We start from the raw sequence: 15,424 nt of genomic DNA, 5'->3' as shown, positions 1-15,424 counted from the left end.
TTCTCATTCTTCCTTCTTTGGTTTTCCTTCTGGATATGGTGTGTTTTCAAGTTGATCTCCAACCCACATCGTTCCATCTTCCCGAAATTCTTTTTTCCAAATTGGAACGATTCGTTTTATACGTTCAATCGCGTACTCATTCGCTTCATAAGCTACTTTACGATGCGGTGATGAAACTGCAATGACTACCGCAATATCCATGATTTCTAGCCGCCCTACACGGTGCGTAATTGCTACTTTTGCATCCGGCCATCTTTCACTAATTTCTTCACCAATTCTCATAAGTTGTTTTACTGCCATCGGTTTATATGCTTCATACTCTAAATGTAGCGTTCGTTTTCCTTTTGTAAGTTCTCTCACGGTACCAATAAATGTTGTAATCGCACCCACTTCCCTTCTTGCGACTTTATTCGTTACTTCTTCAACTAAAATCGGATTATCTACAATCTCAAATAACACTTGTCCCATTAGAACCACCTCTCACTTTATGAAATGTCCAAGGCCATTCACTACCTTCGTTATCTTCTAATAAAAGAACATCGACAAACATATCTTTTTTATATCCTCTTGTCCCGCCCGGCAATACGATAAACACGTTTGATTCTGCCAATGAGGAAACTGAGCTAGATTTATCAAAATCTGATGGATAAGCTATTAATTTCCCCTCATCATATTGCAATTTCGCTCGTACAAATCTTGTAAATGGATTCGGTTTTAGAAAATCTTCTCCTAATAACGCTTTTTCTCTTTTTAAATGTACTTTTTCACTAAACATATACGCCCGAATACACGGTCTTACGAATAATTCAAACCCTACATAACAAGCTGATGGATTTCCTGATAAACCAAATAATAACTTGCCATTTAATTGTGCTACAGTCGTAACACTCCCTGGCCGCATTGCAACTTTATTGAAAAGAACAGAGGCACCTAACTTTTCGTAAATAGCTGGTAAATAATCGTAATCTCCTACTGATACACCGCCCGTTGTAATTAACATATCCACTTGCCCAAGCGCTTCTTTCACAGCTGTAAAACATGTATTAAAATCATCACTAAACTTCCCAAAATATTTTACTCTGCCGCCTGCTCTTCGAATTTGAGACAATATCATATACGTATTACTATTTCGGATTTTCCCTGGCTGTAATGAATCATCGACATCAAGCAATTCACTCCCAGTCGCTAACAGTCCAATTACAGGCTTTCTCGCAACTGGCACTTCACTATAACCGAATGTAGCAAGAAGAGCTGAAATACCTGGATTAATGTACGATCCTTTCTTTGCAAGAACCGTTCCTTTACGAGCATCTTCACCTTGAAAAGAAATATTGTCGCCCTTTTTGAATGATCGCTTCACTTCCATATAATTGTTGCCATTCTTCTCATATTGACGAGTCAGCTCTAACATAACAACCGCATCACACCCATTCGGAATTTGTGCTCCCGTCATAATTCGAACTGCTTGAAACGGACCTACTTTCTCATGGAATAGCGATCCTGCACCAATTTCACCCACTACTTCAAATACAATTGGCGTTTCATAACTTGCTAAATTAGTATCTTCTGCTCGAATAGCAAATCCGTCATACGGCGAACGATTAAATGACGGTACATCATGGTCAGCTATTAAATCCTCTGCTAATATACGTCCATAAGCTAATTCAATTGGTAATAGCTCCTTTAAGCCTTTATCAGCAAATCCCATCACTTTACGAACAGCTTCTTCAACCGTAATTGGCACTCTTCTTTCCATTGTTGACACCCTCTCTATTAACCGAATACGCGATAATATAGTTGTTTCGCTTTCGAAATATCATTTGTACCATGAATAAAAACACGACCATCTCGAAAAACAACCACGCGGTAATCATCGAATTGGCAAGATAGTAAATACGGATTCCGATCTACTTTCCCCAGTTTTTGTAATACTTTTTCTATATCATCAAAATTGTATTTCCTATTGTCTACTGTTCTAATTTGAACTGTATTTCTTCCGCATAAAACAGCTGCTTTCGTTTGATTTTCGTATGATAAATAAGGATAAGTTCGATTCAAACCGCATGAGAGACAAGCGTCTGTTTTTATTTTCCCTAATTTTATAAAATGATTTTGATTACTCCATATATCAAACATGAAAAATGTTTTTCTAATTGCTGAGAAATCTTCCACTAAAATTTTGAGTGCTTCTGCCAATTGATATGCTGCGACGATTTGAACAGTCGGGCTAATAATTCCAGCGGTATCACATGTCACACCTGTAACAGGAATATTTTTCAGCATACAATGTAAACACGGTGTCTCTTGCGGAATAATTGTATAACTCATACCATACGATCCAACGCAAGAACCATATACCCAAGGAATATTATGTTTTTGTGATAAATCATTTATTACAAATCGAATATCAAAATTATCTGTTGCATCAATGATTACATCTACATTTTTTAATAGACCTTCCATATTTTCTGAAGTTACATCCATTACGAAAGCATGTATTTGTACTTCCGAATTAATTTGTTCTAACCGATTTTTTGCAGCAATTGCTTTCGGCATTTTCTCTCTCGCATCTTGTTCAGAGTACAATTGTTGCCTTTGTAAATTACTCCATTCAACGTAGTCACGATCAATAATCGTCAACTTGCCAACACCTGCACGTACGAAACTTTCGGCACTTGTACTTCCTAATGCGCCTGCCCCTACAATTAACACATGTTTATTTCGAATTTTTTCTTGTCCTTTACTCCCAATTGGTTTGAACAACTGTTGTCGTGAATACCGATCAGCCATTACATACCCTTCCTCTCAAGAACTCTATTTCATATTAGAATGTTGTTTCTGATAACAAGCAAAGTAAGCAAAACCAACAAACCCAGCTCCTCCAATTACATTTCCGATAAAAACAGGAACAAAATTTTTAGCCAAATCCATCCACGTTAGATGACCAGCAAAAATAACAGCGGAAATGACAAACATATTTGCTACTACTTGCTGAAATCCAATCACTACAAATGCCATAATTGGAATCCAAATTCCGATGATTTTTCCGACAAAATCACTCGTCCCGTAAGCGAGCCAAAGAGCAAGACAAACGAGCCAATTACAACCAATTGCTAAAATTAAAGTTCTTCCAAATGATTCATGTAACTTCCCTTCCGCTATCGCTACTGTTTTATTTAAATACTCTCCCTCTGTTAATCCGCCAAGATGTCCAAAGCAATACGCAACGAAAATTGCCCCAATAAAATTCATGAGAGTAATCCAAACCCAGTTATTCAGTACACTTATCAATGTAATTTTCTTTGCATAAAGCGCCATAGACAGTGACATCATATTTCCCGTAATTAATTCTCCTCCTGCTAATACTACGAGCATAAGTCCAACAGGAAATACCGCTCCTCCTAAAACATTCACTAGACTCCCCCAGCGCTCAGGTAAATTCCCTAAAACTCGAATGTTAAGTAAAAAACCTATCGCAATAAACGCTCCTCCTAAAAAACCGAGAATAAGCATCGCTGGCAATGTCTGTCTTACTTTTTGAACACCGGCCTCAATGACAAGCTCAGCAATTTGTTCCGGCTTATGAAATGCCATTACCCATTCCTCCATTTTCTCCAAATAAAAAAGCAGCTTCAAAAAACCTCCTCAAAATAAAGGTTTTTGAATGCTGCTTAATTTCTCTGCACATCTTTTACAGAGATATCAATCATCACTTTTACTATAAAATAGAAAATCCACAACTCTTGTAAATTCCCCATTTTTCACTATGACGCTAGCTTTATATATTAACCACCGATATGTGACATTTCAATTTTAGGTATTGTATTCTTATTTTTATGATTTAAGCGTTCATCTGAATAACGATCTTCCCTATTATTCCATATATCGCGTACTACATCTGTAATGTCCTCATCTGTATGTTCAGAACGAAGCAATTCTCTTAAATCATTTCCTTTAGAAGCAAATAAGCAAGTATATAATTTTCCTTCTGCAGAAATACGAGCTCTCGTACATGATAAGCAAAAAGAATCTGTTACCGATGAAATAATACCTATTTCCTCGTCGCTTCCTATATAACGATACCTAGTAGCCACTTCACCAGAATAATTTGCTTCTATCCGTTCTAACGGCATAACTTGATGAATCGTATCTACTATTTCTTGTTTAGAGACGACCTCTTTTAAATCCCAACCATTATAATTTCCAACGTCCATATACTCAATAAAACGAAGAATATGCTTGTTTTCCTTAAAGTATTGCGCCATCTGCAAAATGTCCTGTTCGTTTTTTCCCTTTTGAACGACCATGTTTATTTTAATTTTCATTCCAACTTCAGCTGCAGCCTGTATTCCTTCCAGAACCCTTTGCACTTTGCTCCTATTACCATTTAAATAGAAAAACCGCTCTTCTTCTAAGGAATCTAAGCTAACTGTTACACGTGATAGTCCCGCCTTATATAAATCAGGAGCAAATTTTTTAAGTAACGATCCATTGGTTGTTAAACCGATATCTTCTACACCATCTATTTTATGAAGCCGCTCAATAAGCTTTGGAAGCCCTCTTCTAAGTAACGGTTCTCCGCCTGTAATCCTTAATTTTCTCACACCTAAAGAAACGAAAATACGTGTTATCCTTTCAATTTCATCAAAAGATAAAATTTTGTCATTAGACAAAAACGAGTAATCAGGACCAAATATTTCTTCTGGCATACAATATCGACAGCGAAAATTACAGCGATCAGTAACTGAAATACGTAAATCCTTTAACGGACGTTGCAACTTGTCTAATGTAACTGATTTCATCTTCATTGCCTCACTTTTATTTTATATTTAAAACACGCTCTGGATGGGTATACACATTTAAGGAGTGATTACGAATAAATCCTATTGTCGTAATACCTAAATCTTCCGCTAGTTGCAAAGCTAACTCAGTTGGAGCTGATTTTGATAGTATAATTTCACAACCGATTTTTGCAACTTTCAATAATATTTCCGAAGAAATACGACCACTAAAAACAATGATTTTATCTTTTATAGAAATATCGTTTTTTAAACAATAACCGTAAATTTTGTCTAGTGCATTATGCCTACCAATATCCATTCGGCTTAAAATAATACCATTCACATCACATAAAGCTGCATTATGAACCCCGCCAGTATGATGAAACGTATCCGCAGATTGCTGCATTTCTTTCATTAACCGAAAACAATCATCGGCAGCAACCTGTACATGGACACCCTTCATCTTTTTTGCACTTAGTGCATCATTTGCAAAAACAAATCCTTGCCTACTCATACCACAACAAGACGTAATATATCGTTTATTTTGCATTTGTTCATAATACGGACTTACTTTTGTCGTTGTTACATGTACAAATCCTTCTTTCTCCTGCACCCATACACTATCAATATCTTCATACTTTCGAATGATTCCTTCAGATGCTAAGAAGCCTATTACCATATCTTCTATATATTCTGGAGTACTAACCATTGTAACAAACTCCTGTCCGTTCATTTTAATGGTGACAGGAAACTCTGTTACAATGCTGTCCTCTATATGCTTAAATACCTCTTGTTCATAACGAAAGATTTCTCTTTCTACCTGTATCGGTTTCACGATCAGTATCCTTCTCTCACGTTATATTTTTATCAAAAACAAATACCGAAACTGCAATATCTTCTTCTACTTTCATATCTGAAAACAAATTCACTAATTTCGCGCCAACAAGTTCCTCCAAATGTTCACGGGAATTCGCAGCATACACTTCTTGAATCATTTTTGTTCTAGCCAGATGAACCATTTCCGCACCGTCCATCGTACTTGAAATAAATTTTTCAGTAGGTGTTAAGTTTCCATAAAGAGTCGCTATAGCCATATTTTCTGCAAAAACAGTATGAATTCGTTCCGGTCCTTTTCCGAAAAGTTCCTTTCGAAGTTTTCGGATCATATCATTAAATTCATGTACTTTTTTTGACATACAATTATACCTCCCAAAAGCCTCATTTTACTTTATTATATATTTTACCAAAATGAGCCTTCCGCCCAAACTATTTCGTACAAATATTTGGGCGAAAAGGTTCACTTCATGAAGTTTATTCGTCTTTTAACCCTTTCCCCATTCCTTTTAAGAAATGAAGCCCAAACCCGATCGCACGGTTAATATCTGGGTCTTTCAATACTTTCATAAGATCGAATACCCCTACTTTTTTATTACTTTCTAGATGTTCATTACCTTCTTCTAGCCCGACTAATAAACTACCTATAAGCTTTTTCGTAAGTTCTGGGTCAAGTTCAGTTAACGCACCTGCAGCGCCCATCATATTATTAATTAAATTTGTAACAGGCTCACGAGTTACTTGACCTAGAACAATCTTCGCAATTGGTTCTTTCGCTTTTAGCATAGAATTTGCAGCTTCTAGCATTCCAATGTCATTTAATTCCCCTACTATATTAAACATCTGATTTAGAGCTTCTTCATTATTAGTTAGAAGCTCTTTTAAATCATCTAACTTTTGCTGTTTTATTTCTTCCTCAGTTAATTCTTGTTTTTGAATCATTTTTATAGGTGCAGCCATAGTTTTCTCCTCCTACTTATCCGTTAAATGCACATACCCTGTACGTGCCCACTTACGATGTACCTCAATTCCAGCTTGAGGGTGACGTTTTTTATTGCGTGGGTTCGCTTTTGGCATCGGATTTTCGCCATCAACTTCTAACACTTCCATACGTACTTTCGTTTGTTTATACGCAGGTGTATTCGTACGTACATCCACAGCAGGACCTGTTAAGAAATTAATTGCCGTTTCGTTATCTGTAGAGTTCATCGGTAAATATAACTCATTCGCTTTTACACGATCTGTAACGAGTGCACGTAATTTTAATGCTCCAAAAGGAGAGACAAGACGAACTAACGAACCTGTTTTTACGCCACGTTCTTTTGCAAGGTCTGGAGAGATTTCAACGAAAACACCAGGTACTTTCGTTTGAATACCTGTTGATTTATTTGTCATATTCCCTTCATGGAAATGCTCAAGCATACGACCGTTGTTAATGTGAAGGTCAAACTCGGCTGGAAATTCAGCTGGACGTACCCAGTCAGCAATCGCAAAACGAGCTTTTTTATCTGGGAAGTTAAATCCATCTTGGAACAGAAGTGGTGTATTCGTTCCATCAAAACTTCCCCAATGGAAACTGTTCCATCCTTCAAGCACTTCATAGTTCGCTTGCGAGAACAATGGTGATAAACTTGCCATTTCAGCAAAGATTTCACTTGGGTGGCTATAATTCCAGTTTGCACCTAGTTTATTCGCAACTTCCTGGACGATCCACCAGTCTGGTTTCGCATCTCCTAGCGTAGGAAGAACTTGATATAATCTTTGGACACGGCGCTCTGTATTTGTGAAAGTACCTTCTTTCTCAAGAGATGGCGCTGCTGGTAATACAACATCTGCATATTGAGCAGTTTTAGAAAGGAAAACATCTTGCACAACGAAGAAATCAAGGCTCGTTAACACTTCATGTACATGATTTGCATTAGAATCTACAAGAGCCATATCTTCTCCGACAAGATACATTGCTTTCATTTTTCCTTCGTCAATTGCGTGAAGCATTTCAATATTATTAAGACCTGGTTCACTATCAATTTTCACTCCGTAAGCAGTTTCAAATTTCGCACGTTCCATTTCGTTAGTAACGTGCTGATATCCTGGAAGCCATCCTGGTAAAGTACCCATATCACAAGCACCTTGTACGTTATTGTGACCTCGAAGTGGGTATGCACCTGCTCCTGGACGACGATAGTTCCCTGTTGCAAGAAGTAAGTTTGAAATCGCAGCGGAAGTATCAGAGCCACCTGTATTTTGCGTTACTCCCATCCCCCAAAGGATACATGTACCATCTGCATCACGAATCATTTCAGCCATTTGAATAAGTGTTTCTTTTGAAATACCAGTCATTTCTTCTCCATATTCAAGTGTATATTCTTTCAGGCTCTCTTTGAAATCTTCAAAGAAGTTTACATTCTCATTAATAAATTCTTGATCATGCCAACCTTGATCAATCATATATTTCGTAACAGCCATTAACCATACTTGATCTGTTCCTTGTTTTGGACTAATAAAGACATCTGATCGCTCTGCCATTTCTGTTTTACGAAGATCAGCTACAATTAACTTTTGTCCGTGTAATTTATGTGCACGTTTAATACGTGTAGCTAAAACAGGATGACCTTCTGTCGGATTACATCCTACAATAATAACAAGACCAGATTGCGCAATATCTTTAATCGTTCCTGCATCACCGCCCATACCAATTGTACGGAACAAACCATCCGTTGCTGGTGATTGGCAATAACGTGAGCAGTTATCAATATTATTCGTTTCAAATACTTGTCGGGCTAGTTTTTGAATAACGTAATTGTCTTCATTCGTAATTTTAGATGAAGAAATAAAACCGATAGCATCTTTACCATACTCTTCTTTAATCGATCCTAATTTACTTGCAACTACATTCAATGCTTCTTCCCATGTAGATTCAACAAACGTTCCATTTTTACGAATTAAAGGTTTTGTAATTCGTTCTTTAGAATTTACGAAATCCCAACCAAATTTCCCTTTTACACAAGTGGAAATTGCGTTAACTGGTGCATCTGAAGATGGCTGTACTTTAAGGATTTTACGCCCCTTCGTCCACACTTCAAACGAACAACCTACACCACAAAATGTACATACTGTTTTCGTTTTCTTCGTACGAGTATCACGCATGGCCGCTTCCACTTCTGATACCGCAAAAATACCGCTATATCCAGGCTCAACTTCTTTAATTAAATCTACCATCGGTTCAAGAATATCTGGTTTTAATCCCGTCATAAATCCAGCTTCACCGAGCATCGTTTTCTCCATTAAAGCGTTACAAGGGCAAATCGTTACACATTGACCACAGCTAACGCATGAAGAATCATTAATATTTACTCCTTCATCCCAAATAACTCGTGGGCGTTCCGCTTCCCAGTCTATCGATAACGTTTCATTTACTTGTAAGTTTTGACACACCTGTTATGAAGTGACCTTTGTCAATAGTTTTTCACCCATAATATTTTTCTTGATGGCATACAAAAGCTTCAGAAATAAGATCTATCGACAGTTAACCACTCTGTTATTCGTGGATTGGTTACCTCAGGTTAATGGTTCGTCGTTAGGCTCTTATAATCTCACTGCGTGGATCACACCTTTTCAAATTCTAATAAATAGCTTGTTTATCAGAATTTCAGCCATGCCAGAAGAGGTGAGTCATAGATAGCCAGACCTGTAATTCACTATCTCTGAAGCTCATCTATGCCATCAATTGATACCTTTGATTTCTAACTATGAATCAATCAACTTCATATCCTTCCCTCTTTATTTTCGGTGAATTTTACCTGTTTCTAATCCCCATATAAAACACCCCAGTTCTCTTGCGATAGCTGTAACGGCAACATTTCTAGGCTTCCCTTGATATATCATGCGATAATATTTTCTTTGTAACCTTTCTACAGCCTGATCCGCATAAGCAATCACTTCGCTTCGTTGCCCTTTTTGTCTTGCTTTCACTCGCTTCGATTTTAATCCGATTGCTCCTTTTACCAACGCATTTGCACATTCTACAAGAGTAGACCTAACGGTCGAATTTCCTTGTTTTGTAATCGAACGTCGACTGATTTTCTCTCCACTTGAGCTTTCGCTTGGCGTCAATCCTACATAAGCCATAAATGCTTTAGCCGTGGGAAAACGAGTGAAGTCTGCAATTTCCACATGAACAGTCATTGCCGATGTTGTATCTATACCTTTTAAGCATCTTAACTTTGCGATTGGTTCTTCGTACCTTTCACGATGAGATAATTCTTCTAATCTCAAACTGAACCGCTCAATTTTATCGACTAGAACATCATACTGTAATAGGTATTCGCCTAACGTTTCTTTGAATAATCCTTGTAGATCAAGATTCTTTAACCATTTCATATAAGCGATTGTCCAGCTTGATTTCCCTTCATACACATAGCCATGTCTTAAAAGGAATGCTTTTATCTGTTGTTTTATTTTTTTCAAAGATGTTTTAAAATCACCTAACATGCGGATATACTCTTTCACGGCAACATCCTCTTCTTCTGGAACATATACTTCTTTATAGGTGCCATTTGCTAAATTAAGAGCAATCATTTTGGCATCGAATTTATCATTTTTCACCATTTTGTTTTTTGATGAACTGTACATTGTTGTGGGAGCTAAAATATCACAATCAATTCCATTTTGTTCAAGAAGATTATGAAGTGAATACCCTAAACAACCAGCCTCATATCCAGCTTTAATTTTTATATCTTCACCATATTTTGTTTTCAGTTTCTCAACGAATTTTTTTACGAGAGATACATTTGAAGCACATCGTGCTTCTCTTACAATTTCCCCAGTTGTTCCGTGTAGTGCACATAAGCTAAAACTTTCCTTGTGGACATCCATCCCAATATATATTATATTTTCCATAGTGGCCTCCTATTATCATAGGGTATAACCCCATTCATAATGTTTTCATTCATTATTATGGGTTAAAATCCCTGACTTGATAATCTAGGAGGTCACTTCATATTATCTCAACGCATTGACCGCATGCAATACATTGATTAGGGTCATAGCGATAAAACGGATGCGTCATATCAACTTCACTTACATCTACTTTCGGTTCATAAGGATATTTTTGATGTTCGATTTCCATTAATTCTGCTGTATTATGCAGTTTACAGTTCCCATTGTTATTGTCACATACTGTACAGTATAATAAATGATTTTCTAGTAACCGATCCATCGCCTCTGTTTGTGCTTCTTTTGCGCGAACAGAAGCACGTTCAATGTCCATACCTTCCGTTGCTATCGTCGAACAAGAACGCATTAACTTTCCGTCAACTTCTACAATACAAGTGTCACATGTTTGAATAGAATCTACTTCTGGCACGTAACAAATTTGCGGATGTTCAATCCCGTTCTCATTAATCACACCCAATATCGTTGAACCAGGCTCCGCTGCATACTTTTTTCCGTCAATTGTAATATGAACCATGTTGTCATTCATGGTCTTTCCCCCTTTTTGAGAATAAAAAAACTCCACCACGAAAATATACGCACCACATTTTTGGCACGCTATTATCATGGTGGAGTAGTTTATTAGCACATCTTGCTAAAATACCAATCCATTTATTCATAAATAAAACGATAGATTCATAACAGGTCATATCACGATTCCATCTTTAACACTATAATTATAGCGTTAAATGTACAAATATACAATATAAATTTTAAACTGCGCATATGTCTGTATGTAACTATCCATAATAACCCATATAAAGTTCAACGAGGAATAAGGTGAATATATGGGTTCTTTTCGAAAATGGATAAGGGGCGAAAAATCTTTCTCTACACACGAGCAATCTGAAACTGTATTACATAAAGAAATTTCTTCCTCCATGCCGCTTAATCTTAAACACTTATCCAAATTATTTAGTGGTATTCCAGAATTAATTACACGCACTTTCCCGTTAAAAAACGGAAAAGAAGCTGCTCTTATATATATGGAAGGACTTGTAGATAAAACTGTTATTAATGTAGATATTCTTCGGCCTCTCTTATTTAAAGAATGGAATGAAGACGATTTTTGGGAATCTTCTGTTTCTATAGGGAATATTAAAAAAGTTCAGAAGTGGATAGACATTGAGCAATCTCTCTTACATGGCAAAAGTATTTTATTTATAAACGGTCAATTATCGGCTTTAGAACTAGATACACAAGCGGCGCCAAAAAGGAGCATTGAAGAACCTACAACAGAGACTTCCATAAAAAGCTCACACGAAGGATTTAATGAAGTGGCAAGTGATAGTATCGCACTTATTCGTCGCTATATTCCAAATCGCGAATTAAAAGTGAAGGAATTCACTGTTGGCGAACGAGCAACCTCTAAAGTTTTTTTACTTTATCTTGCAGATGTTGCAAACGAAGATGTTGTACAAGATATGGCATGCCGCATCGAATCAATCAAAGTAGATGCTATTCTTACTACCGGTGAATTAGAAGGATTTGTTGAAGATAATTCCTATACTCTCTTCCCACAATTGTCTATCACTGAACGTCCTGACACAACGGCACATCATATTTTGAATGGGCGAATCGCTGTTGTTGTAGATCGCTCACCAGGCGTATTAATAGGACCTATGACCTTTTCATCCTTTTTTCAGACGATAGATGATTACAGCTTCAGACCTATGATTCCATCTTTTATACGACTTCTTCGTTTCACTGGGCTATTTATTGCAATATTTGCTCCTGCTCTTTATATTGCTATGATTTCCTTCCATTATGAAGTAATTCCGCTCAAATTGTTGTTAACGATTGGAGAATCTCGAGCCAAAATTCCTTTCCCCCCCATATTAGAAGCTTTATTAATGGAATTAGTTCTCGAAATGCTCCGAGAAGCAGCGATTCGGCTTCCTGGGCCTGTTGGACAAACAATCGGCGTCGTAGGAGGAATTGTAATTGGACAAGCTGCGGTTCAAGCTGGGATTGTTAGTAACGTTATGGTTATCGTCGTATCAATTACTGCGGTTGCCTCTTTCATTATTCCTAACTTAGAAATGTCAGCAGGAATTCGGCTTCTTCGATTCCCAATGATGATAGCAGCCTCTTTATTTGGCGTCATTGGAATTATGGTTGGAATGGCAATCATTATCATCCATATTCTTTCTATGGAATCACTTGGTGTGCCATATGGTAGTCCTTTTTCTCCGTCATATGCTTCGGACTTAAAAGATACCCTTGTACGTTTCCCATGGAAAATCATGAAGAAACGGCCACTATCTCTACAATTAAAACAAAATAACCGGCAAAGCGATGTTGAGGAAAAGGAGGAGAATAAGTGACAAAACGTGCAAAGAGGGAAATCACTTTATTTCAATACATTTTAACTATTAGTGGTGTTCAAGTCGGATTCGGCGTACTTACACTCCCGCGTGAAGTTGCACAAGGGGCGAATACAGATGGCTGGATGTCTATTATTATCGGATGTATCATTACTACTTTAGTCAGTCTATGTATTGTAAAAATTATGGAAAAACATCCAGGATATACTTTACTTGATGTGCTGATACGCTATCTTGGAAAATGGCTAGGAAGAGTAGTAATGATTTTTTGGATTTTATATGCTGTACTCGCAGCTGTTTCCTTAATTTTTTCCCTCTTATACGTTATTCACATTTGGATTTTACCTAGATCTCCTATGTCTTTAATTATGATTTTGCTATCTATTCCAATGCTTATGCTTGCATGTAAAGGAGCACTTATTATTAGTCGTTTTGCTGTTTTCACTGTCATCTTTACACTTTGGATGCCATTATTATTATTTATTCCTCTTAAAGATGGGCATTTTATATATCTACTTCCTCTTATCAAGGAAGGATGGCTACCAATTATAAACACCGTGAAATCAACTATCATTGCGTTTCTCGGATTCGAGTTTTCGTTTGTCCTTTATCCTTATTTAACTAACAAAGCATCTGCAAAAAAAGGAATCGTTATTGCGAATTTGATTACGTTATTTATTTATCTTCAAATCACGTTCGTTTCTTTTATTTATTTTAGTCCAGATGGTATAACAAAGTTTTTATGGCCGACACTTTCTCTTGTTACACCGTTTCACTTCTCATTTCTTGAGCGATTTGAAATTATCTTTCTGTCATTTTATCTCTTTATTATTTTTGATTCCTGTATTCCTTATATTTTCACTGCTTCAGATGGAATTAATCAATTACTTAACAAAAAAGGCAGTTCATTACCTATTTATTTTTTATTATTCGGATGTATTTTCATCTTATTCTTTTATATCCCTTCTTCTTATCAGATAAGTGCGTTGCGGGAATTTTGGGGAACTGCTAGTTATTTTATCGTTTTTCTATTCCCAGTGGTATTTCTCTTATACATGACACTTTATCAGCATTGGAAAAGGAGAAAAATTTAAATGAGACGTTGTATTCATTTTATTATATTTTGTTTCCTCATAATTTTTTTAGTAGGCTGTGAAGATCGGCTTGATTTAGAAAAACAATCCATCTCATTAATTTACGGTTTTGACGCAAAACCAAAAGGAAAATTAATTGTGTATCACGTAAACCCTATTTTTAATGAAGATGTAGAGAAAAAGTACGAAATTCATGAAGCGAAAGTACATACACCCCGAGAAGCAAAAGATACGTTTAACAGTTCAAGCAGCGGTTTAGTGTCCACAGAAAAGTTACAGCTCATATTGTTTAGCACAAATTTTTTAAAACAAGAAGGAGCTATGCCTTATCTGGATGTTTGGTATCGCGATCCTAAAAATACAGGAAATATGCGCATGGTTGCAGTAGATGGCCCCATTTCTTCTGTTATATATAATAATTTCAAAGATAAGCCTGCTCTTCCTGAATATTTAACAGATTTAATTAATACGAACAAACTATACAATCGGACCGTGTTTACGACATTCCATGAATTTCATAGACAAACTTTTAATAAAGGCGTAACTCCTGCTATTTCAGAAATAAAAAAAGGGAAGAAAGATGTTATTGTTACCGGTTCGGCACTATTAACTTCTCGTGGAACTTATAAGATGTCTTTAAATCGCTATGAAAGTGCCCTTCTTCTTATGGTGCAAAAGAAAGCTAATATACCCGTTTCACTTACAATGAAAATCCCCTCTAATTTAGTTGAAAGTAATAGCCATCTAAAAGATACAAAAGGCGACGATTTCATAACAATAAACGTTCTTAGTATGAATCATGATATCGATACAGACTATAGCGATAACCGCTTCAAATTTAATATTAAAATGGATTTAAAAATTGCCGTATCTGAACTTACATTCAACATGGATATAGATAAAGATAGAAAGAAATTAACTTCTCTTATTACAAAACAACTAAACAAAGATTTAAACGAATTAATCTACAAAATTCAAAAACAGCAACTCGATCCATTCGGATTTGGTGATTATGCGAGAGCATTTCACTATAAAGAATGGAAACAAGTTGAAGATGATTGGCCACGTGCCTTTTCAAAAGCTAATGTGAAAGTAGCACCAACTATTAAAATTTTAGAAAATGGGATTATTAAATAGAAAAAACACGCTACTTGCTCTTATACGTTTAAAGAGCAAGTAGCGTGTTTTCATTTTTTATTTTGAAGCTTATGCAGTTACGCTTCTGTTTCTGGTTCTTCGTTTTCCGCTTGTTCCAACCTTTGCTGCTCCGCAAGTTCAGCTGAAATCATTCCATAATAAATTTCTGGATATAATCCAAATATTTGATATACACTTCCTAAAAACGGCATCAGAATCCCTCTTTTCTAAAGTTGTATTGCCACTTTTAAGGATTCCC

At 36.4% G+C, this 15,424-nt stretch carries 13 protein-coding genes and 2 pseudogenes; 3 read left to right on the top strand and 12 right to left on the bottom strand.

Translation table 11 applies throughout. From position 1 onward, the window contains the following. Positions 1-3 precede the first annotated feature (3 nt). From moaE to MHI28_RS29375, 11 genes and pseudogenes are all read right to left on the bottom strand, one after another. Positions 4-468, bottom strand: a complete 465-nt coding sequence (gene moaE, locus MHI28_RS29425; RefSeq protein WP_000531885.1) for a molybdopterin synthase catalytic subunit MoaE — start codon at positions 466-468, stop codon at positions 4-6. After that, positions 449-1,756: a molybdopterin molybdotransferase MoeA gene (locus tag MHI28_RS29420; RefSeq protein ID WP_340828414.1), complete on the bottom strand. Its 1,308-nt coding sequence runs from the start codon at positions 1,754-1,756 to the stop codon at positions 449-451. Before MHI28_RS29420 ends, moaE begins: the two co-directional genes overlap by 20 nt. 17 nt (positions 1,757-1,773) lie before the next feature. Beyond that, a complete protein-coding gene (locus MHI28_RS29415; protein WP_000785274.1) occupies positions 1,774-2,790 on the bottom strand; it encodes a molybdopterin-synthase adenylyltransferase MoeB in 1,017 nt (338 codons plus the stop codon). Positions 2,791-2,814: 24 nt separating this feature from the next. Further along, complete coding sequence (locus MHI28_RS29410; protein WP_000863998.1) at positions 2,815-3,594, bottom strand: formate/nitrite transporter family protein; 780 nt, start codon at positions 3,592-3,594, stop codon at positions 2,815-2,817. A 191-nt stretch (positions 3,595-3,785) separates the two neighbouring features. Continuing rightward, complete coding sequence (gene moaA / locus MHI28_RS29405) at positions 3,786-4,802, bottom strand: GTP 3',8-cyclase MoaA (protein WP_000844114.1); 1,017 nt, start codon at positions 4,800-4,802, stop codon at positions 3,786-3,788. A 16-nt stretch (positions 4,803-4,818) separates the two neighbouring features. Next, positions 4,819-5,616 carry a formate dehydrogenase accessory sulfurtransferase FdhD gene (gene fdhD, locus MHI28_RS29400; protein ID WP_000802664.1) on the bottom strand — a complete coding sequence of 266 codons (798 nt, stop codon included), beginning with the start codon at positions 5,614-5,616 and terminating at the stop codon, positions 4,819-4,821. Between the two features lie 16 nt (positions 5,617-5,632). Next, positions 5,633-5,977 carry a DUF2294 domain-containing protein gene (locus tag MHI28_RS29395; protein WP_000039580.1) on the bottom strand — a complete coding sequence of 115 codons (345 nt, stop codon included), beginning with the start codon at positions 5,975-5,977 and terminating at the stop codon, positions 5,633-5,635. Between the two features lie 115 nt (positions 5,978-6,092). Further along, positions 6,093-6,575 (bottom strand): DUF1641 domain-containing protein, encoded by a 483-nt coding sequence (locus tag MHI28_RS29390; RefSeq protein WP_000729897.1) that lies wholly within the window; start codon positions 6,573-6,575, stop codon positions 6,093-6,095. A 12-nt stretch (positions 6,576-6,587) separates the two neighbouring features. Further along, positions 6,588-9,053, bottom strand: a pseudogene (gene fdhF, locus MHI28_RS29385) (formate dehydrogenase subunit alpha); the annotation flags it as partial. Positions 9,054-9,395: 342 nt separating this feature from the next. Beyond that, entirely contained in the window at positions 9,396-10,514 is a 1,119-nt protein-coding gene (locus tag MHI28_RS29380; protein WP_277548338.1) for an IS110 family transposase, read from the bottom strand. A 103-nt stretch (positions 10,515-10,617) separates the two neighbouring features. After that, positions 10,618-11,097 (bottom strand): annotated as a pseudogene (locus tag MHI28_RS29375) (2Fe-2S iron-sulfur cluster-binding protein); the annotation flags it as partial. Positions 11,098-11,395: 298 nt separating this feature from the next. Between MHI28_RS29375 and MHI28_RS29370 the strand changes: the two are divergent. Genes MHI28_RS29370 through MHI28_RS29360 form a run of 3 tightly spaced genes read left to right on the top strand, consistent with a single transcriptional unit; the run spans position 11,396 to position 15,165 of the window. Further along, a complete protein-coding gene (locus MHI28_RS29370; RefSeq protein WP_000534546.1) occupies positions 11,396-12,934 on the top strand; it encodes a spore germination protein in 1,539 nt (512 codons plus the stop codon). Beyond that, on the top strand, positions 12,931-14,028 hold the full coding sequence (locus MHI28_RS29365) for an endospore germination permease (RefSeq protein ID WP_086413640.1): 1,098 nt from the start codon (positions 12,931-12,933) through the stop codon (positions 14,026-14,028). Before MHI28_RS29370 ends, MHI28_RS29365 begins: the two co-directional genes overlap by 4 nt. Further along, entirely contained in the window at positions 14,029-15,165 is a 1,137-nt protein-coding gene (locus MHI28_RS29360) for a Ger(x)C family spore germination protein (protein WP_001250481.1), read from the top strand. 77 nt (positions 15,166-15,242) lie between these two features. Here the strand turns inward: MHI28_RS29360 and MHI28_RS29355 are convergent, their stop codons facing one another. Next, positions 15,243-15,377 (bottom strand): hypothetical protein, encoded by a 135-nt coding sequence (locus MHI28_RS29355; protein WP_001116178.1) that lies wholly within the window; start codon positions 15,375-15,377, stop codon positions 15,243-15,245. Between the last annotated feature and the right edge of the window lie 47 nt (positions 15,378-15,424).

The organism is Bacillus sp. FSL K6-0268 (assembly GCF_038005425.1).
Taxonomy (GTDB): Bacteria; Bacillota; Bacilli; order Bacillales; family Bacillaceae_G; genus Bacillus_A; species Bacillus_A thuringiensis_S.
Note: the sequence above shows the minus strand (reverse complement) of the source record. Positions and strands in the feature narration are given on the sequence as shown.